Here is an 18966-nt window from a genome sequence, read left to right as displayed (position 1 = left end):
ATGGCACTGAATAAAGACTCGTTAAAATCTAAAATTGAAGCTGAACTTAAAGCGCAAGGTATTGTGTTAGATGGCGAACATGCGAGAGCCAGTATTATTGCCATTGCTGTCGCGAATGCGGTGGTTGATGAAATCACTCAAAATGGCCAAGTGGTTGTTGCCAGCGGAAGCTCCGCTGGAAGTTACAGTATTTTATAGTAAACAAAAAAACGCCGATGAGCTGTACTCTTCAGTCCAGCTTATTGGCTAGATCAATTTAAAATACACTAAATATTTTATCGCCATTTTTAGTTGTTATCATAAAGGAGAATATCCTTTCATTTTATTTTCAATAAAAGGCAGTTGATGCGCGGAGTAGTATAAAGCGGTGGGGTTACACAACTTATTGATATATTAACTATTAAGGAGTGGTACCTATCACTTTGTCATGCATCCTTGGGGATTTTAATACACTTGTTGCATTTACTCTGGTGATGCTTTGGCTGTTGGAGTCAATCTGGATTAATGGACTTGTTTCCTGTAGCATCCGCGAATTAAATAGAATTCCCTATTTATTTGTTGAAGTATATAAATTTAAATTAGGCTAATTATGGTTACTGCATTACGTTCATTTATTATGGCTTTCTGTCTTATTGTCTCTTTTACCGGACACGCAGCAGAGTTAACAGAAAAGCAAGTGAGAGACTTTGCTACTAAGTTTGAAAGCTCGGCGTTGGCGTTAGACGTTGATGCTGTTGGGGCTTTATTAAGTGATGATGTGGAAATTACGGCACATGTGAGCTTTCATGGCACAACAAATACTCTGACAATAAACAAACAAGAATATTTAGAAGCAATGAAGCAAAACTTAGATGTGTATAGTGGTTATACGTACACAACTACCGATTTAGCTGTGACTCTTTTAGGAAATAATAAAGCAATGGTAAAGTCCAATAGTCGCGAATCAATGACTGTACAAGGCAGAGCTATCACATCTGAATCAAAAGAGAACTTTACAGTGGAGCTGATCAACGGGAAGCTTCTGTTGACTGAAGGTGTAATATATTCAGAAATGAAAATGTAACACCATAATATTTTTAATTTTTATTAATTGGCGACTGAATTTCTTCTGTCGCCAAATTTTTCATTAGAAACTTGTTATAAATACATTCTCAAAGAGCTTGGTTTTAATTAATCTTTATTTATCAATATATTGTTTATCTTTCGAGTCTATACCATCAAGTACTTTATAAGCTGCGTATTGTTTGAAACTGCGGTTATCACCAAATGCTGATATCACAACATGGTTGTATTTATCAAAATAAATATACTTAGCCAAGTCGCCTAGATACAGATCAAAAGCGCCTTTGATACCAGGGATAATGGGTTCATTTGCCAATGATTTCCTATATTCATCGAACGCTGAATTTACACCATAGTTTTTGAAAGGAAGAGCTTGAAGCAGTGAATACTTAATAACAAGCCCTCTGAATTCCCCACCATCTACTGATAAATCGATGCAATTTAAATATAACAAGATGAGTTCTGAGCTAGATAGCTGCCCACGTAGTAGCTTCATGTACCTTTCTTTGGTGTTGTCTTCAATGTGTGGATACTCATCAATGTACGTTATGATCTGATACAAGTTCCTAAAGTAATGCCCAAGAATATGATTCTGTTCAGTTTGTAGCGCCTGATAGTTCGCTGTTACTTCTGTAGCTAAGGCCCCCTCAGGTGCTAACGACGAAATAATTTGGGGGAATACGGCTCTGCCATTCACACTCATCGGTTCTTGATTGCGTAAGAACCGAGATTGTTTTTGAGGCTGGTATGTATATTCTAACGATTGAATAATTTCATTGTGTAAGTTCAATAAATTAAAGAAGGTATTTTCTAGCGCTTGTTGGTTAAGCGCTTTTTCTGCTTTTGCTTGAGCATCTGCAGAGCGCTTCATTTGCTCACTTGCTTGAGCTAATTCGTGTGTAGAAATACGAGTTTGTTTTACTTGGTAATAAAGAGCTAATAATAAAAAGAAGACGGAGAATGAGTTCAATATAGTGCCAAATGTGCCACCAAAATAACTGCCGAAATTATTAAATGTTTCTACATCCCAGCTATCACTATTTATTTCTACCGCCGTATTAAATAGGTCATAAGCTTCATTCGCAACTAATGCTAAAAAGATGAGAAAAAATGGAACACCGGCATATTTTAGCTTCTGAGTTATATTCTTTGTTGTTTTTCCTGCTTGCAATTTATTCACCTACTATTGAATCCGTTAGTATTTGTGAGGTGAATTTTACTTCTATATCAATGGAATGTCTCACAGAAGTTGTCTTTCTCTTCACGATTGATTAAATGTGACGGTGTTATAGTTGCAGAAATAAATGGGCAACAGCATGGTATTTAAAGCATCATTAACTATATGAAACGAAACACTTTGTCTTTTATACCGTATTAAGGTTATGAATAAATATATCACTTGAAAGTGGGATACTTAGCGAATATGAGATGACTAAGTGTTGCGTTTCATCTAGAGGAGGGACATACTCGTTATTTAGTTTGTAATTTTATCTGGCTTTGAGCGCAATAAATTACACTTTACTTTGCCAAAAAACAATTTCTTTGTGCCACTGTTTTTATATTGGCTCGCTGGTACGTAGCTTACAAGCTTAACTACCGTGATATCAAGGAGCTATTAGCAAAGTGCGGAGTTAAATTGTGATACGTGCTTTATAAAGGTTAGGTGATGACTGCTAAAAATACGACTTTTGGGGAGCAATTTTACTCCCTAGCTTGCACACGGGGATAGATATTTCTAAACCCTTACTTAAAGATGTTATAAAACAAAAAGTAAAGGCTGATATGTTTCAATCAAAATCACAAATAGAAAATGGAAATTTCGAATGTATTGATTTGGGTGGTAAGGCTTATTTGTGGACACCACCAGGAAGACATCCGAAGCGACTGATAATAACCGCGCACGGCATAAGAGCGACGGGTAGCAAGTTTATTTTAAATTACGATGGGATCCTAAATTTCTATTCAGATGACAAAAATAGTGTCGAAGACCCTGGGTTAAAAAAGTTCTATCGAGGCCATGCCACTCCTAAAGAAACAATTATAAGGGGACGTTCGTGTTACAATTACTCTCTGAGTAAGTATACAAATAGCGCACAAAATTCCAGTCATAATAAAAATAATGAGACTTACGATAGCATCAATGACATGGTGAAACATGACTATGCTTCAGAGGGAGCAAAAGCACTTGCTGATTTGGAAAAGTTAGGGGCTGATATTCCTGACGGAATGAAAACGATGTTGATAAAGCAAGCCATGGATACACTATCTGTCGAACCTTCATGTATTTTGACGATAAGAAATAGAATGCCTCATGGTGGTGTCAATTTAAAATGGGTGATTGATACACTTCAAGAAAATGGTTACCAGTTTGATATTATCGATTGTCTATTTTGTCGTAACACAGTAATGAGCTCACTAATTTCGATGTTACCTGTTGGTGGTGATTATTCTGACGCTGTACCGGTTACTTGACCAACTTATATCGGGTTTCTGAAACAGCCAGAATTCGCTAGACATGAACTCGATATATTTCTGCAGCATTTATATGCCACATAGGACCTAATTTTTTATTAATCGGTGACTGAATCATTCCAGTCACCGATTTTTTAATGGGAGTCTATTATAAAAACGTGATAGAGAATCGGATCTTTGATATACATGCATTCTCAAAGGGCTTAGTATTGATTAACCATTATTTTTTGATTTCTGGTTTTATACTACCTAGTATTTTATAGTCTACGTAGTGTTTGCAGCTGCGATTTTTACCAAATATTGAAATCGTGAATTAAACTACCAAGTGCAATACCCCATGCCGTTTGAGTTCGCCTTTTAAGAGCATTGTTATGAGCCTGAGCTGGTTCATAACGTTTGCCATCTGTATTCCGCTTTGGCTCACAAGAAGCTTTGGCTCACAAGAAATAGTTGGACGATGAACACCTACTTTATCAGCTATTTTTTCTTGTGAGTAACTTTCAGCAAAAGGTACTGAAATGTGATATCTTTGACTTTTGGTCAGCTGCAGATAAATCATAGTAATTCCGCTTTGGTTTTGGCGATGATAAAGCACACCACTGTTAACGATTGGCCTTTCTTCACGGTTTACCTATGAATATTACATTTATTATCTGAATTCAGGATCTACCTTATATATTTGAACTCTATTATTATGCCCATCTGCAATATATAGTCTATTCTCAACTTGTATCGCTTCAAAAGGGGCAAGTAAATATCCTGTTGCTTTACCGCCGACAGGTGAAGTATTTACTTTAGTCCAGTTGAAAAAAACATCAGAATTACTACCTCCAACCCAACCAATGAACTTACCATTTAAATCAAATGATTGGACTCTGTTATTTCCGTTATCTGCAATAATTAGCTTTTCATTATTAAAAATACTAAGCGAGACGGGTTGATTAAATCCGCCAAGAGCAGGAGAGCTAATGGGACTGCCAGTCACTTCAAAATGACTTGTGATCCCACCAGATTGTTTCGCCCCAATCCAACCAAGAGATTCTCCAAGAGGTGTAAATTTTTGTACTCTGTGATTTCCTGTTTCAACTACATATAAAAAACCCTCACTATCGACTTTTATCATATGTGGCTTATTAAAGCCGCCGAGATTATTACTACTGATAGCTTTCCCTGTTTGAACAAAACCATTTGTAGAGCCAGTGGCAGTTGCACCTAGCCATCCAATGAAATTAAAGTCAGAATCAAACTTATAAACACGGTGAGAGGTCCAGTCTGAAACCCATAAATTTCCATTTTGGTCTATATGAGCATTGGCAGGGCCTTCAAATTTTAATGATGTATCTGAAGGAGATGAATTAATAAAAGAGAGGAACTTGCCTGATGAATCGTATAAATTTACTGTTTTGTTAAAGAAATCGGCAATGATAATTTGTCCTCGTGAATTAAATGTAACGGAATGGGCTCCTTTTAAAGATTCTTTATTGGAAATATCAACGGAATAAGATTCATCGAACCAACCGGATTTTTGAGCTTCCAATGAATAACCTAGCCAAGACTCTGCTTCAAATAAATCAGAAAACCGGATAACTTTACCGTCTCTTATATCAGGAACATAGAGTTTTGCATCATCAGATAGTGTTAGTCCGTAGGGCCCTTTAAAGCCTAAAATTGACGTGATCTCTGAATTCCCAATTTTAGTTACTTTGACGTTCCATTGACTATTACTTGAAGAGGAAGTGTCATTGGCTGAGCCATTACAGCCGACTAAACAGCAGGCACATGTCATAAATAAGTATAAACCTCTCACATCGCTCACCTTTATGGTTGCTAAGACAGTAACTATTGAAGCGACCTGTGGAGTAAAAGTTAGGTAGTTTCTTCAAGAGTAGCTCTAATATATTAGCTTATGTAGCAGGTGGATTTTTGGGAGAGATATTTTCTTTCTATATAAAAAACGCCGATGGGCGGCCAGCTCATCGGCAAATACAAAGGTTAGGGTTTTAGGAATTGGTAAGAATGATACTAACTATGCTTCATGTATCATATGTGTGATTAACACCTAAGACTAAAGTCTCATAAAACGGAATCTATCAGTATCATTTTTTGAACACTTCTTCGTTATGTAAAAGCTATCGGCCCTTGAGTTACTTAATTTCGTTGTTTTTCTTTTTTAGTCATTGATATCAAATGAAAAAAGCCCCTAGTAATTAGGGGCAAGTAGTACCATCGTTATTCCGGTATTGGTTTGAATTTTTTAATATAATCAATGATTTATTTTTAAGTCAATAACTTACTAATTACTATGTTTGTGCCATATTCAACCATTTAGAGCTATGTTGTTCACCTCTGCCGCCACTTTGTCGCCATCTCTTTTCTAGGCGCTTGTACAAATGAACTATTTTTAGGTTGTTTTTTATACAATTGATATTGATTACTTTTTTATAAAAATGGCACTTTTATAATGAAGTTATTCATATGTGTTGTGTTATCATAAATATGAATATTACATAGCCATTGTTGTAAAAAATAACGCATGTTGTTTTTGTTCTACGCCTGTTCGGAAAGATTTATAAGATGAAAGATATCAATATTAAAGGAATCATTATAGCCCTAGTCATCGGGATAGTTTTATCTGTCATCGTAGGCATCGGTTCTATATTCTTCTTTGCAGAGTCGATGTCCCCTGGGGCTATTGATGCTTTATGGTTCCAAACCGATTTCCTTATTTTTATCTCAGTTGTTAGTAGTTTTACTTGTGTCTTAACTGGTTATATCTCTGCTAAATATGGCAAAGAAGCCCCATACAAAAATGCATTGGTACTTTCATTGATAGGAATGGCATTTTCGTTAATGTTTCCTATCTATGAGCCAGTGTGGTTCGATGTGATTGGTCTTATTACATTAATACCGTTAACGCTATTTGGTAGTTATGTATGGGTTAGGCATACAGCACAATAAATAGTCTAAATGCTCGCTTAAATATAGAGCAACTTTTCCAAATATATTTAAAGCGCCACGTGGTTGGTGCTTTTTTCTTTTATATCTAAATATTTAGCTAAGGTCGAAATTAAAAATGAGAATGTTGTCATTGCTTTGTTTATTACTTTTAGCAGCTTGTAATGGTGAGTCAGGTACAAGCTCAGAAAAAAAACAAGACGACAATTTTACAGGGCTCTGGTATGAAGAAAAAAGTGACTCTTACTTAGAGATTAAAGAGCCGGGTGTTGTGTTATTACGCACTTGTTCACTTAATGATGGCTATACTGCTGAAGAAGGAGCTTCTTATAAATTAGCTGGGAATAAGTTATCTACCTTGGTGGAGGGGGGCTCTTTTTCAAGTACTCTGGAGCTTAAAAAGGAAGGAACACAGTTAGTGCTTTCCTACGATTTAGATAGCGTTTTACCGCCAGGATATGCATGGCCGTCAGGAGCTGTAGTACTTACAAAGCAAGATACTATTCCTGATTCTTGTGATGGTGATGCAATAGAAATTACCTATTATTCACCAAAAGAAGCGATTGAAGGTGAGCTAACAACTTTTACGGTTGATTACTCTTATAGGTTAAGTTCTGCCGATAAAGCTGATTTTGGTGTGGGTTTTACCATAACAGATAAGACTATGGTTTCGTTTGGTGAATTAATTTCTGTTTCATCTAAAGGATCTGGTAGCGGCTCTTTTTCCTTTGATTATGCACCTTCTATGGTTAAAGATGGAGTGACATATTTCGTAATGGTAGATATGTACGTTAATTTACTGAGCAATCCTGAGCTTGTAGGTCATACTGCGAAAAAAGAAGTTAAAGTATGGCCTAATGGCTCTTCGAGCACTGTAGAGGCGCATGTTGGTATTGAGAAACAATTAAGAGCCCACACGTTAGGTTTGTTTAAATAAAACGTGAGTGTGTAATTCAGGTGTATTGCTGCTTAGCAAATAGGCTAAGCAGCAATAGGTTTCAGTTATAACGAATTTAAAGGGTTTTTCGTAACGGCATCTTGCAGATGATCGGGTGCAAAGTGGCTGGCGAACGTGTGGCGTAAAACATGGGTGGCTTGCCTAGCAGGCAGATCAGGAAAGCAGTTTTTAATGCGAGTATAAATTTGTATATAGCTGAGGGTAAAAAGTGGGCCACTGTCTTGTTGGTATAACTCGTGATAAAGCTCGGAGAAGATAGGAACAGTACGGTTCTTCTTCCCTTTGGTTTGGGTAAAAGTGATTTTGTACTTAGAAAGCTGTGAGCCTTTCAAATTGGCTGCTTCCATAATTCGCGCACCAGTGGCTAAGCAAATTTTTAAAACCTTCACAACTTCATCGCCATTTTGGGTTTGAGCCATAAAGGTAAACATCTCTTTAATTTGCTCTGAAGTGAGAAAAGAAAGCTCATTTTCAGTGACATTGATTTTTCTAATATCGCCAAATGGGTTAGGTAAGCGCCACTCTTTTAAACGAATAAGCTCATTAAAGACAGATTTAAGCAGTGTTAACTCTAAATTCTGAGTTTTAGGGGATAAGCTTTTTTCACTTTTTGTGACAGCATTGGTTCGGGATACTCGGTAGCGAGTAAAGTCCCGGCTACTGCATTTTGCCGCGATAGGGTTCCCCATCATTTCAGCAATGTAGAGTAAACGCCTATAGTACATTTCACCTGTTTTGATGGTTTTACCGTGGTGCTCATACCAAAGGTCGACTAATTCAGATAAGCGACGTTTGTCTTCTTTTTCTGCTAGCCAGGGCTTATCGGCCACTTCCTGCATGATATGGCGTTCGATGAGGTAGCTTTGCCTTTCGTTGGGAACTTCTTTCTAACCCGTTTACCACTACGACCGTGAGGATAACACTCACACATCCAGCTTCCATCTTGCTGTTTTCTCACTGACATAAAAATATTTTAACTGTTTTTATATACAGTGCACTCTAGTTTGTATTCAACGTAATGCAAGGTTTTTCAATTAGGTAGAAAAACAGGGTTTGAAGTAGTTATAAGCTAGAACATTTTAGGAATAAAAAATTGACACCACTGTCAAAAAAACTGTGCTTTACTTTGTATAAGTCTTTATTGTTTATTTTGTTATTTAGGTGGTGGTGGGGTGTTGGGATTTAACTGAATATGTCGCTTTATTATTATGTTAGGAGAAAATTTGTGAGTGCTAAAATTTATTCCGTAGACAGTGTTTGCTTTCATATCAATAAAAGCCATCCTGCTCAGCTTATAGTTCATGGGGTAGGGAAGGTCAACTCAAGCGGCTGGTCAGGTGGTAAGCTTATTCCTTGGACATATGTAGATCAACCACAAGATGGGATTCTTGATTTCGACTTTATCGCTACAGCTCCATCAGGGTTCGTTTTGTTGGTGATTTCCCCGATAGAGGGTATTGGGAAAATTCAGCTTGAAGACTGGATTACTGGCATAAGAGTCCACTCTTCTACAAATAAGGTAGAGGTTTTATTATCCGATACTAAATGTAGTGTAGATGCACAAACGATCTCATCTGACGTTTTTCCTTGGCCTCGGTCATCGATGGAGTCATAGTTTAATCTGATTTTTCTGTCTTTGTTTGTTCTGTATACACGGATAAAGACCTAGTTGATCTAGCTGGACAATAATTGAAAGTCACGCCACCAGAGAGGGTGGCGTGATAATACAAACCTAACTGGAGAGTATCGGGCTATTCACCATTAGTTTTTAAACGCTATGCCAACAAAACAGACTAGATATCTTTTAGGCACTCGCTTATACCCTCTTTTATATCCCCCTCCAAGTGAGCTAGGAAGTCACCTATTTTTCCCTTCTCTAGCTCTTTAATAAGATCGAAATTAGGTTTAAACGGGGTACCATCAAAATATTTAGCTTCGGTTCCAGGCCCATCTGGAGAACCATGATCCGCATCGATAGATTCACGCCACCTTTGGGCGTGGCTTCTCCACTCTTCAGTATCTACCAGCTCAGGTTCAGTAAACCAAACATTCCAAGTCAGCACATTACCCACTTGCAGCATATTACCTGAACCTAAATTAAACACATCCATAATAAGCTTGTTAAACTCATCAACCACCGGGTACCCGGTCTTTATGGGCCCCCCAATCTTTACACCTAAATGTCCCACGCTCCATGCTTGTGGATGTTTAGCAAAATCAGGAACATCGAATCCGGTACTTTCACCGCTTAACAGAGGGAATATAGGCTCATCAGCTTGATCAACTTTGTGGGTATAAACGACAATCGCTTTAGACTTCTCAAAAGGAAAAGGTTGTTTACTCTTTTCAAAATGAGACCATAATAACTTAACAATGGGCTTTTGCATTGCACTTGGGCTAAACCAAATTTTGCCAACCACACTCATATCTGCTGCGAGTTCACGATCTGTCTCATCAACCCAACCTCGCTGACCAGTCACTGTTACCTCAACATTTAAGGTCCCCAATGATGGTGAACAGATCCCCTGTTGAGGGCAGATAATGGAATAAACTCTACCTGTATCTGTGTATCCAAGTCTGGATATATCGGGGGCGAACATCTGAAAACAGCGTTTAGGGTTTTGACTGTCTTTCTCCGTCTCCCAACTGAACTCTGGCCACTTCACCGCTTGTTGACGTTGGAGCAGATCAATATTCGCCATATTGTCCAACATCGGCAATGAGGTTAGGTTTGGATTCGGATATGCAAAATCAGGATTTGATTGTTCAAATCCTCCCTGCCAACCAGGTATAACACCAGTATATTTTTTAATGTCCATAATCAATATCTTCCTTTTCAATTAACTCGGCGCTAGTTTTAACAACCAAGAGACACTTTACCTTAGTCGATAAAAGATTAATTCACAGGAAAATATTGCATTCAATTACAGTGGCATACAGAACAGAGGAGCTATACCGCGAATTCAGGCTTTTAACGAGATATAGCATAGGTTAAAGGAGTTAATTATGGCATTAAGTAATCAAGTAAAAAAAGCTTTGGAGTTGCTCAATAGCAACATTGGAAAACTGTATTATTTTTAGTGTTTTTATTTGATGGCGATTAGATTATTCTTGTCGCCTTTTTTATATGGGGAAGATATTCCAGTTCTCTATATAAAAAAACGCCGATGGGCGGCCAGCTCATCGGCAAATACAAAGGTTAGGGTTTTAGGAATTGGTAATAATGATACCTTTTATGCATATCGTTTCATATGTGTAATTAACACCTAAGACCAAAGTCTCATAAAACGGAATTTGTCAGTCTCATTTTTTGAACACTTCTTCGTTATGTAAAAGCTATCGGCCCTTGAGTTACTTAATTTCGTTGTTTTTCTTTTTTAGTTATTGATATTAAATGAAAAAAAGCCCCTAGTAATTAGGGGCAAGTAGTACCATCGCTATTATTATTCGATATAAGCCAGTAAATATTTAGCCAAAGTCACCATTTACGTAGCCACGAGTACGATCATCTTGTGGGTTGCTGAAAATGGCGTGTGTGTCGTCGTGCTCAACCAATTCTCCCATTAAGAAGAAGGCAGTGCGGTCTGAAATGCGGCGTGCTTGCTGCATTGAGTGGGTTACGATAACAATGGTGTACTCTTTTTTCAGAGACTCCATCAGATCTTCAATTTTGTTGGTTGCAATTGGATCAAGGGCAGAGGTTGGTTCATCCATCAAGATCACGTCTGGCTTCATAGCAATGGTGCGGGCAATACACAAACGTTGCTGCTGACCACCAGATAAACCAAATGCGTGTGATTTTAAGCGATCTTTTACTTCATCCCACAGTGCTGCACCGCGCAGGGATTTCTCTACCACATCATCCAGTTTTTTCTTGTCTTTTACCCCTTGAGCGCGAAGGCCGTACGCCACATTTTCATAAATGCTCATTGGGAATGGGTTCGGCTTTTGGAAAACCATACCGACTTTGATGCGAAGGTTGGCAACGTCAATGTTGCCGTAAACGTCTTCGTTATCCATGGTTAAACCGCCGTCGATCTTTACACCTTCGATTAAATCGTTCATGCGGTTTAAGCAACGAAGCAGGGTGGACTTACCACAACCTGAAGGGCCGATTAATGCGGTTACTTGGCGAGCCGGAATAGGTAAGCAGATGTTCTTCAGGGCTTGGTTTTCGCCGTAGAAAAGGTTCAGGTTGTCAATGTTAAATTTGTTCATGGTCGTATCCTAAAATCTGGTCAATTAGTAAGTTGCAGTATTGAATTTTTTCGCAATCAGTTTGGTGATCATGTTGAGTACAAGCACCAGCACAATCAAAACGGTGGCCGTTGCGTAGGCTTGGTTCCATTCATCTTGTGTGTAGAGCTCAGTAGTCAACTTATAAAGGTGAACGGTTAGGGTACGGCCAGAATCTAATAGAGACTCAGGAATGCGCGCAACCATACCAGCGGTTAAGAACACCGGGGCAGATTCACCAATAACACGACCAGTACTAAGGATGATCGACGTGATAATTCCAGGCATTGCACTTGGCAAGATTAAACGCCAAATGGTGTAGATTTTAGAAGCACCTAAGCCATATGAACCTTCACGGAAAGCGTGGGGAACGGCCATTAATGCTTCTTCTGTCGTACGAATGATGACTGGAAGAATTAGGATACTCAGTGTTAATGCACCAGACAGGATAGAGAAACCTAAGCCCAGAACACCAACAAAGAAAGTCATACCGAATAAACCAAAGATAATCGATGGAATACCCGCTAATGATTCCGTACAAAAACGAATCACTTTTACTAGTTTGCTACCTACCTGAGCGTATTCGGTTAGGTAGATAGCGGTCATGATCCCAACGGGTGCTGCAATAGCAATAGAAGCCAGAACCATATAAATCGTAGAGATGATCATCGGTAAAATACCGTGCTCTTCACCTGTACGTGTATAAAGAGTCGATACAAATTCCCAATCTACAAAACGCAGACCGTTAGAAAGAATGTACCAAACAATCCAGAATAAGAAGCCTACCGTGAAGCTTGCAGCTAGCCAAATGAATGCTTTGGCGATGTTATCTTGCATTTGACGTGACATGATATTACCTCGCGCGCTCACGGTTTAGATAAAGAAGAGCACCATTTAGAACCATTATGAATACCAGAAGAATAACGCCAGTAGCGTATAGAGCGTTGGCGTGAACACCACTTGCGTAAGACATTTCAAGGGCGATGTTTGCCGTTAGTGTACGAGCTGAATCAAGCAGTCCTTCTGGCATGGCCGATGCGTTACCCATTACCATTATGATGGCCATGGTTTCACCAAGAGCGCGTGCGATACCTAAAATAACACCTGTCATGATACCCGAACGAGCAGCCGGGATCAGTAATTTAAAAATAGTGAAGATAGGGGAAGCACCAAGAGCTAAAGAGCCTTCTTTGTATGTTCTTGGTACGGCGCGTAATGAGGTTTCTGAAACGGTGATTACCGTTGGAAGGATCATTACCGCTAAAACAATAATACCGGCTAAAAGCGTGTTACCAGCAGGAACATTAAAAGTAGTTTGGATCAATGGCACGATAATGACTAAGCCAAAGAAACCGTAAACAACAGAGGGGATACCGGCTAACAGCTCCACTGCTGGGCGAATAATATTGGCAAGCCATTTAGGGGCGATTTCTGCAATGAAAACCGCAGTTAGAACACCAACTGGCACACCTAATGCGACTGCTCCGGCTGTGGAAGCAATGGACGCTACGATCATGGTGAAGACACCATAAAGGGCTGGTGGTAGCCAATCAACACCAAAAACAATGCCGCTTACGCCAGCTTCTTGGAATGCAGGGATACTTTCTGCAATGATGAAGTAGCCAATGGTTGCTAGAGAAAGAACGCCAAAAACGGCACTCGTAAGAAATAAGATGTGAAAGAATTTTTCTTTCCAATCAATGTTTGCTTTTCTTTTCAGAGAGGTAGTTGCTACTACGGACTCTTGCTGAGTTGCGATGGTCATAATACTCACTCCAATATACAGAAGAGTTTTCTGATATGGATTTAAAAATCTCGGAGCCATGACAGCTCCGAGCAAAGGTTAATAGTTGGATTAGTTAACAGAGATGTAGCCTTTCTTCTCTACGATTGCTTGACCTTCGTTAGATGTCATCCAGCTTAGGAAGCCTTCTGTTGCTGTTGATGGTTTGCCATCGCGGTAAAGGATTAGGAACGGGCGAGCCACTTCGTATTTACCAGCTTTCACGTTCGCCACACTTGCTGGAACGCCATTTACATCCAATGCTTTTAGGCTGTTATCAACCGTACCTAAAGAGATGTAACCGATAGCAAGTGGGTTGCTTGCTACGATAGTTTTGATTGCGCCGTTGCCGTTAGCCACTTGCGCACGTTGTGAAATCGCAGATACTTTTTTACCAGCAATTTTCTTTTTCAGTTTCATGATGTCTTCGAATGCACCACGAGTACCAGAGGCCGTATCACGAGTTACTACAACGATTGGCTTGTTTTCGCCGCCAACTTGGCTCCAGTTGTTGATTTCGCCTTTGTAGATTTTGCTGATTTGTTCTTTAGTTAGATCTTTTACTGAGTTGTTGTTGTTTACGACAACTGCGATACCGTCACGAGCGATAACCACTTCTTTCAAGGTTGGCTCTTTTTCTGAGTCTTTTAGAGAGCGAGAAGCCATACCTAGGTCCGCAGAACCATTCTTTGCCGCTTTAATGCCCGCAGAAGAACCTGGCCCTTGAACTTCGATGAATACGTCTGGGTTTTTCTTGTTATAAACTTCTGAATACACTTCCATTAATACAGTTACAGTGTTTGAACCGACAACAGAAATGGTTTCTTTTGCTGATGCTGTGTTAACTGCTAGTGCGCTTAGAATTGCTAATGCACCAATAACTGTTTTCTTCATCTCGATATCCTTAAGTTGGCTTTATTGCCGTTGTGTTTAACTAAGACGCTGCCAACTTTAGGAGAGTTATATGACATTTGTGTTTCAGAAACTTGAACACTCTATGACATTGTTAATTCTCTCTATATTGCAAAATTACGATGCTAAAAAGAGCTGAGCCCTTTATTTGTAGGCCATTCAAAGATAAGTCAAAATATTTCATATTAAGTCAAAGTGTATGTTTGGTGGTTAATTTGTAAGCAAATGTTAATCTTATTTCATCCAATGATTGCTTATAAAAATACAAATATAGAAAAAATATATAAATCACACTTTGTATCTACCTGATTAGAAAGCGAGCTATGTGAATAGTTGTGAAATGCGACCACTTATTTATGTGATCTGTTTTTAAAAAAGGTTATAGCCGTTAATGTTTGAGTGAGAATAAGTTGCAGTTAATACTATCAATTAATCCAACAAACGTAGATAATGATATTTATATTAAAATAAAGTTTGTAGATTATTTTTCTTTAGTTTCAGACGTGTAGAGTGTTATATGAGGTTTCTAAATGCGTAAGCTCCTTAATGGTTTATCCATTAAAGTGCAGGTGATTGTACCTGTTTTATTTTTGGCGTTGTTTGTGTCTATCGGTCTTATTCTTGAACGTAATGGTTTAGAAGAAGCGATGGGTGAAATGTCTGATGCAACGCATGAAGTTAGCGTGAATAAAGATCAGCTTGCCTCTTTAATTAATAATATTTATGGCATGCGCATTAGTGCCATCTACAGTATTTATGAATCTGATGATGTTAAGAAATTACCTGCTGCACTTGATAAAGGTAAACGTCTCAACGAACAGATTTTGATGGGGCTAAGAAAAGTGGAAGGCTTAGAGCGCGAAGTGGACGAAATGTCTCGTGCCATGAACCATTACATCAGTTACAGCCACAACACCATGATCCCATTATTTAAGCAAAGACACGATGGCACATGGAATGAACAAGAATACACAGCGGCATCGGCTCTATACCGTGCTGCGGGTGTAGACATGATTCAGGCTATTGAACAGTTACAAAACAAATTAAATGTATTGGTAAAAGCGAAAATCGATAAAGAAGTGGCTTCGCATAATGATGTGTTAAACATGGCCATTTACTCTATTTTTGCATTACTAGTGGTTGCGCTATTACTTGCGTGGTGGTTAGCAGGCGTTATTGTTAGCCCAGTAGCAAGATTACAAGCAGCGATGCAGCAAGTCGCGAAAGGCGAATTGAGCGTTCGCGTTGAAGAAGAAGGCAATAATGAACTGACTGCTTTAAGTCGCGACATTAACACGACTGTTGGGCAGTTACGAACCACGGTCGACTCATTGGTTCGTAGTAGTGAAGATGTTGCTTCCGCTTCTACAGAATTAGCGGCAGTGATGGTGCAGGCAACGGTTAACTCAGATCAAGAGAAACAAGAAATTGAACAAGTTGCGTCTGCGGTGAATCAGCTTTCAAGCACGGCAGATAATGTTAATAGCAGTGCGGTGAGCGCAGACACAACCGCTCATCAAACGGATGAAATGGCATTACACGGCTTAAAACTGTTTAAAGAAAGTAATCAAGCCAGTGAAAAAATGTCGAGCCAGTTAAGTAATGCTGCGGACGTTGTTGGTGGTTTGAAAGAGCAATCCGAGCAAATCGGTAAAGTGATTGAAGTGATTCAGAGTATTTCTGAACAAACGAACTTACTTGCTTTAAACGCAGCGATTGAAGCTGCTCGTGCGGGCGAAAGCGGTCGTGGTTTTGCTGTGGTGGCTGATGAAGTACGCATGCTTGCGGCACGCACTCAGGAGTCGACTGAAGAGATTCAAGTGATCATTGAGGAACTTCAGTCACAGTCGGGTATGGCGAATGAAAGTATGCAGTCAAGTTTGCAAATGCTTGAACAGAGCCAAGAGATGGCGGCACAAGTGAATGAAGCTCTAAATGGTATTACGGAATCGGTGGGTGATATTACCGCTTTGAATACTCAAGTGGCTACAGCAGCAGAAGAGCAGAGCCAAGTGACTCAAGATATTAACCGTAATATTACGAATATTCATGAAATTGTAAGCCAAAACGTAACGGGCATTACGCAGAGTGCAGCGGCTAGCCAAGAATTATCGACACTCGCTGAGCAGCAAAAGCAGCAGTTAGCTTACTTTAAACTGTAAGTCACTCTTATTTTTAACTTGTAGCGCTCATTATCCATTCTAGGGTAATGGGCGCTTTTTTATGTTCAGTACATAACCTAAGAAAGCTCTTATTGTCTCAACTATGATTCTGATAAGACTATTAACAACCCCAAATGCTATATCACTCACATAATCAATATATGACGTAATATCAACTGTACAACATGTGTCATATTTTCTATAAGTATAAGATTATTTTCTTCTCGAATTTTGTTGAGTGATGAGGGTACGGATATTGATCCGTTGAATGCTTAGGGGCTGTAATGTCAAAACAGTTAATCAAGACAGTGATGGTATGCCATGATAAGCGTGTAGTGGCAGACTGCGTGTTTCAATACCTTACACACTGGCTTTCTCCACGCTCCTTGCTCTTTGTTACTGAACGTAATGCTCAATTCCTTCCTGAGCCTCAATGCAGCTATGGTGCTGATATTGATCTTCATCAGATCCCGCATACTTTTTGGACGTGGGCGGAACAATTTGACTTTAATGACGCTCTTATCCCCATCGCGATAAACACATGCGGATGGGACGATTCTCAACTTTTACAACCTGATTCTTACCTTTTGGTGGTGGATAACCACTCTTTATCACGTACTTATTTATTGATCGAAGGGATAAATAAAAAAGAAGCTCAGCAATTTAATCATGACAGCTTTCTAGACTTTATTTACATTGCCGTTTCTCGTTGGCAGTGTTTACGAGCCGAAAAGCAAGCCGCTGAAGAGCAAAAAAATCATGACATTAAGTCTGCAAAATATCTTGATGAATTAAAGTATCGAGAAGCGTTTATTGAAAAAATGAAGGTTGTTCAAAATTTAGCGGTGGATTTATCAAAGCCAGAATCGCTGGATGATCTTTATAAAGCGGCAGTCGAAGCGGTTCGAGACCAAATGGGTTTTGATCGCGCTGTTTTCATGCTACTAGACTTAAAAAAGCGTTCTTTCATTGGCACCTATGGCACTAATGAGCAAGGTGAAACAGTAACAGAACATGACACAAGCTATGATTTACATCAGTTGGAAGAAGCTTATATTGATGGTCTAAGCAGTCAAGACACTTCGTTAGTTGTGCTTGATAACGTGCCTCTGTATACCGCCGGTGAAGTAGTGGGAGAAGGGTGGAATGGGATGCTGATCTTACGTGATGAGCAGGAACCAATTGGATGGATGTCCATTGATAATTTTATCAGCCGTAAGCCCATAACCAGTTATCAAAAAGAGATGTTACGCTCTTTTAGTCTATTACTCTCACAGATCTACATTCGTAAACGCCAAGAGCAAAATATGAAGCTATTGCATGCCAGCATGGTGGATCTCTCGCGTTGTTACACTGTAAGTGATGTATGTAAGAGCGCTGTTTCTTTTGCCATTACTCATTTGGGCATTGATCGTATGGCGGTATTTTTAACGAATGAAAACTGTACGGTGTTAAAAGGAACTTGGGGCACGGATTTACAAGGCCAAGTGATTGATGAATCCTATTTTGAAAGTGATCGTTTAGATCAGCCCTTAGTACTTAATGCAATGAAAACACCGGGAAAAGTAGTGTACGCAGACTCAGTACCTTTATATCACGACACGGATATTGTCGGTTTTGGCTGGACGGCAATGACATTGATCTCTAACTCCTCCTCAGAGCCTATTGCTTTTATCGCCGCTGATAACTTATTAAGAAGGCGGGCGTTAACCAGCCAGAATCGAGAATTATTGCGTCTGTTTGCCTCAAATTTAGCCGAAGTGTTGCAGCGGACGCTAGCGCAGGAAAAAATCACTCAACTTAATCAAAATTTAGAAGGTGAAGTAAAACGCCGTACTAAGGAGTTGGAAAACGCGAATAAAAAATTGGAATTGCTATCCAATCAAGATGCGTTAACAAAGTTGGGTAATCGGCGCTGCTTTGATCGTTTGTATCAGAGTTCGTGGCAAGATGCCTGTGAGGCGAAACAGTCTTTGGCGGTAATGATGATTGATGTCGACCATTTCAAGCAATTTAACGACTTTTATGGTCACCCGAAAGGGGATTTGGTGCTTAAAGCGGTGGCGGATATTCTACGCCATTATTGTTACGGGTCGAGTAATATCTTTTGTCGTTATGGTGGTGAAGAGTTTGCCGCTTTATTACCAAATAAAACTTGTGAGCAGCTTTACGCGTTAGCTGAAGAGATACGCTGGAAAATTGAAAAGGAAAAAATCTACCATAAAGGTGGGTTACCGAGTTCAAATATTACAGTGTCTATTGGCTTTGCACAGATGTTCCCCACAGAGCAAGATACGTCGTGTGAATTGCTAGAGCGAGCAGATAAAGCGCTTTATGATGCGAAAAAACAGGGCAGAAACAAAGTGAAGTGGACCAAATTAGAAGCAATAGCCACTTCACTTTCTTAGTTTTTAGCTTCTTAGCCG

The 18966-nt window shown here is 39.3% G+C and carries 17 protein-coding genes; 8 read left to right on the top strand and 9 right to left on the bottom strand.

Annotation, left to right across the window (positions count from 1 at the left end; translation table 11 throughout):
• Both MHO82_RS12810 and MHO82_RS12805 read left to right on the top strand, forming a co-directional pair.
• Nucleotides 1–198 carry a hypothetical protein gene (locus tag MHO82_RS12810; RefSeq protein ID WP_239184340.1) on the top strand — a complete coding sequence of 66 codons (198 nt, stop codon included), beginning with the start codon at nucleotides 1–3 and terminating at the stop codon, nucleotides 196–198.
• A 391-nt stretch (nucleotides 199–589) separates the two neighbouring features.
• Nucleotides 590–1063, top strand: a complete 474-nt coding sequence (locus tag MHO82_RS12805; protein WP_239184339.1) for a nuclear transport factor 2 family protein — start codon at nucleotides 590–592, stop codon at nucleotides 1061–1063.
• Between the two features lie 114 nt (nucleotides 1064–1177).
• Here MHO82_RS12805 and MHO82_RS12800 read toward each other — a convergent pair whose 3' ends face one another.
• Nucleotides 1178–2242, bottom strand: coding sequence for a putative phage abortive infection protein (locus MHO82_RS12800; RefSeq protein ID WP_239184338.1), 1065 nt, complete (start codon nucleotides 2240–2242; stop codon nucleotides 1178–1180).
• A 602-nt stretch (nucleotides 2243–2844) separates the two neighbouring features.
• On the opposite strand from MHO82_RS12800, the gene MHO82_RS12795 reads away from it, so the two are divergent.
• Nucleotides 2845–3534, top strand: coding sequence for a putative adhesin (locus MHO82_RS12795; protein ID WP_239184337.1), 690 nt, complete (start codon nucleotides 2845–2847; stop codon nucleotides 3532–3534).
• 313 nt (nucleotides 3535–3847) lie between these two features.
• Here MHO82_RS12795 and MHO82_RS12790 read toward each other — a convergent pair whose 3' ends face one another.
• A complete protein-coding gene (locus tag MHO82_RS12790; RefSeq protein WP_239184336.1) occupies nucleotides 3848–4093 on the bottom strand; it encodes a hypothetical protein in 246 nt (81 codons plus the stop codon).
• Nucleotides 4094–4183: 90 nt separating this feature from the next.
• Nucleotides 4184–5341 carry an NHL repeat-containing protein gene (locus MHO82_RS12785; protein WP_239184335.1) on the bottom strand — a complete coding sequence of 386 codons (1158 nt, stop codon included), beginning with the start codon at nucleotides 5339–5341 and terminating at the stop codon, nucleotides 4184–4186.
• Nucleotides 5342–6108: 767 nt separating this feature from the next.
• Here MHO82_RS12785 and MHO82_RS12780 point away from each other — a divergent pair.
• Both MHO82_RS12780 and MHO82_RS12775 read left to right on the top strand, forming a co-directional pair.
• A complete protein-coding gene (locus MHO82_RS12780) occupies nucleotides 6109–6492 on the top strand; it encodes a hypothetical protein (RefSeq protein ID WP_239184334.1) in 384 nt (127 codons plus the stop codon).
• A 115-nt stretch (nucleotides 6493–6607) separates the two neighbouring features.
• Nucleotides 6608–7426, top strand: a complete 819-nt coding sequence (locus tag MHO82_RS12775) for a hypothetical protein (protein ID WP_239184333.1) — start codon at nucleotides 6608–6610, stop codon at nucleotides 7424–7426.
• A gap of 65 nt (nucleotides 7427–7491) precedes the next feature.
• On the opposite strand, the gene MHO82_RS12770 is transcribed toward MHO82_RS12775, so the two are convergent.
• Entirely contained in the window at nucleotides 7492–8286 is a 795-nt protein-coding gene (locus tag MHO82_RS12770) for a tyrosine-type recombinase/integrase (protein ID WP_343299967.1), read from the bottom strand.
• A 386-nt stretch (nucleotides 8287–8672) separates the two neighbouring features.
• Here MHO82_RS12770 and MHO82_RS12765 point away from each other — a divergent pair, with 386 nt between their 5' ends.
• Nucleotides 8673–9062 (top strand): hypothetical protein, encoded by a 390-nt coding sequence (locus MHO82_RS12765; RefSeq protein WP_239184332.1) that lies wholly within the window; start codon nucleotides 8673–8675, stop codon nucleotides 9060–9062.
• A 178-nt stretch (nucleotides 9063–9240) separates the two neighbouring features.
• On the opposite strand, the gene MHO82_RS12760 is transcribed toward MHO82_RS12765, so the two are convergent.
• The 5 genes from MHO82_RS12760 to MHO82_RS12740 form a co-directional block, all read right to left on the bottom strand.
• Nucleotides 9241–10266, bottom strand: a complete 1026-nt coding sequence (locus tag MHO82_RS12760) for a hypothetical protein (RefSeq protein ID WP_239184331.1) — start codon at nucleotides 10264–10266, stop codon at nucleotides 9241–9243.
• Between the two features lie 649 nt (nucleotides 10267–10915).
• Nucleotides 10916–11665, bottom strand: a complete 750-nt coding sequence (pstB, locus tag MHO82_RS12755) for a phosphate ABC transporter ATP-binding protein PstB (protein ID WP_239184330.1) — start codon at nucleotides 11663–11665, stop codon at nucleotides 10916–10918.
• A 24-nt stretch (nucleotides 11666–11689) separates the two neighbouring features.
• Nucleotides 11690–12532, bottom strand: a complete 843-nt coding sequence (gene pstA, locus MHO82_RS12750; protein ID WP_239184329.1) for a phosphate ABC transporter permease PstA — start codon at nucleotides 12530–12532, stop codon at nucleotides 11690–11692.
• Nucleotides 12533–12536: 4 nt separating this feature from the next.
• Nucleotides 12537–13448 (bottom strand): phosphate ABC transporter permease subunit PstC, encoded by a 912-nt coding sequence (gene pstC / locus MHO82_RS12745; RefSeq protein ID WP_239184328.1) that lies wholly within the window; start codon nucleotides 13446–13448, stop codon nucleotides 12537–12539.
• A 90-nt stretch (nucleotides 13449–13538) separates the two neighbouring features.
• On the bottom strand, nucleotides 13539–14360 hold the full coding sequence (locus tag MHO82_RS12740; protein WP_239184327.1) for a phosphate ABC transporter substrate-binding protein: 822 nt from the start codon (nucleotides 14358–14360) through the stop codon (nucleotides 13539–13541).
• Between the two features lie 548 nt (nucleotides 14361–14908).
• Between MHO82_RS12740 and MHO82_RS12735 the strand changes: the two genes are divergently transcribed.
• Together MHO82_RS12735 and MHO82_RS12730 are read left to right on the top strand one after the other, a co-directional pair.
• On the top strand, nucleotides 14909–16540 hold the full coding sequence (locus MHO82_RS12735) for a methyl-accepting chemotaxis protein (protein WP_239184326.1): 1632 nt from the start codon (nucleotides 14909–14911) through the stop codon (nucleotides 16538–16540).
• 284 nt (nucleotides 16541–16824) lie between these two features.
• Complete coding sequence (locus MHO82_RS12730) at nucleotides 16825–18948, top strand: sensor domain-containing diguanylate cyclase (protein WP_239184325.1); 2124 nt, start codon at nucleotides 16825–16827, stop codon at nucleotides 18946–18948.
• Nucleotides 18949–18966 lie beyond the last annotated feature (18 nt).

It is taken from the genome of Vibrio sp. Of7-15 (genome assembly GCF_022347565.1).
GTDB lineage: Bacteria > Pseudomonadota > Gammaproteobacteria > Enterobacterales > Vibrionaceae > NORP241.
The sequence above is the reverse complement of the archived record's forward strand: the minus strand, read 5'-3'. Positions and strand labels throughout refer to the sequence as shown.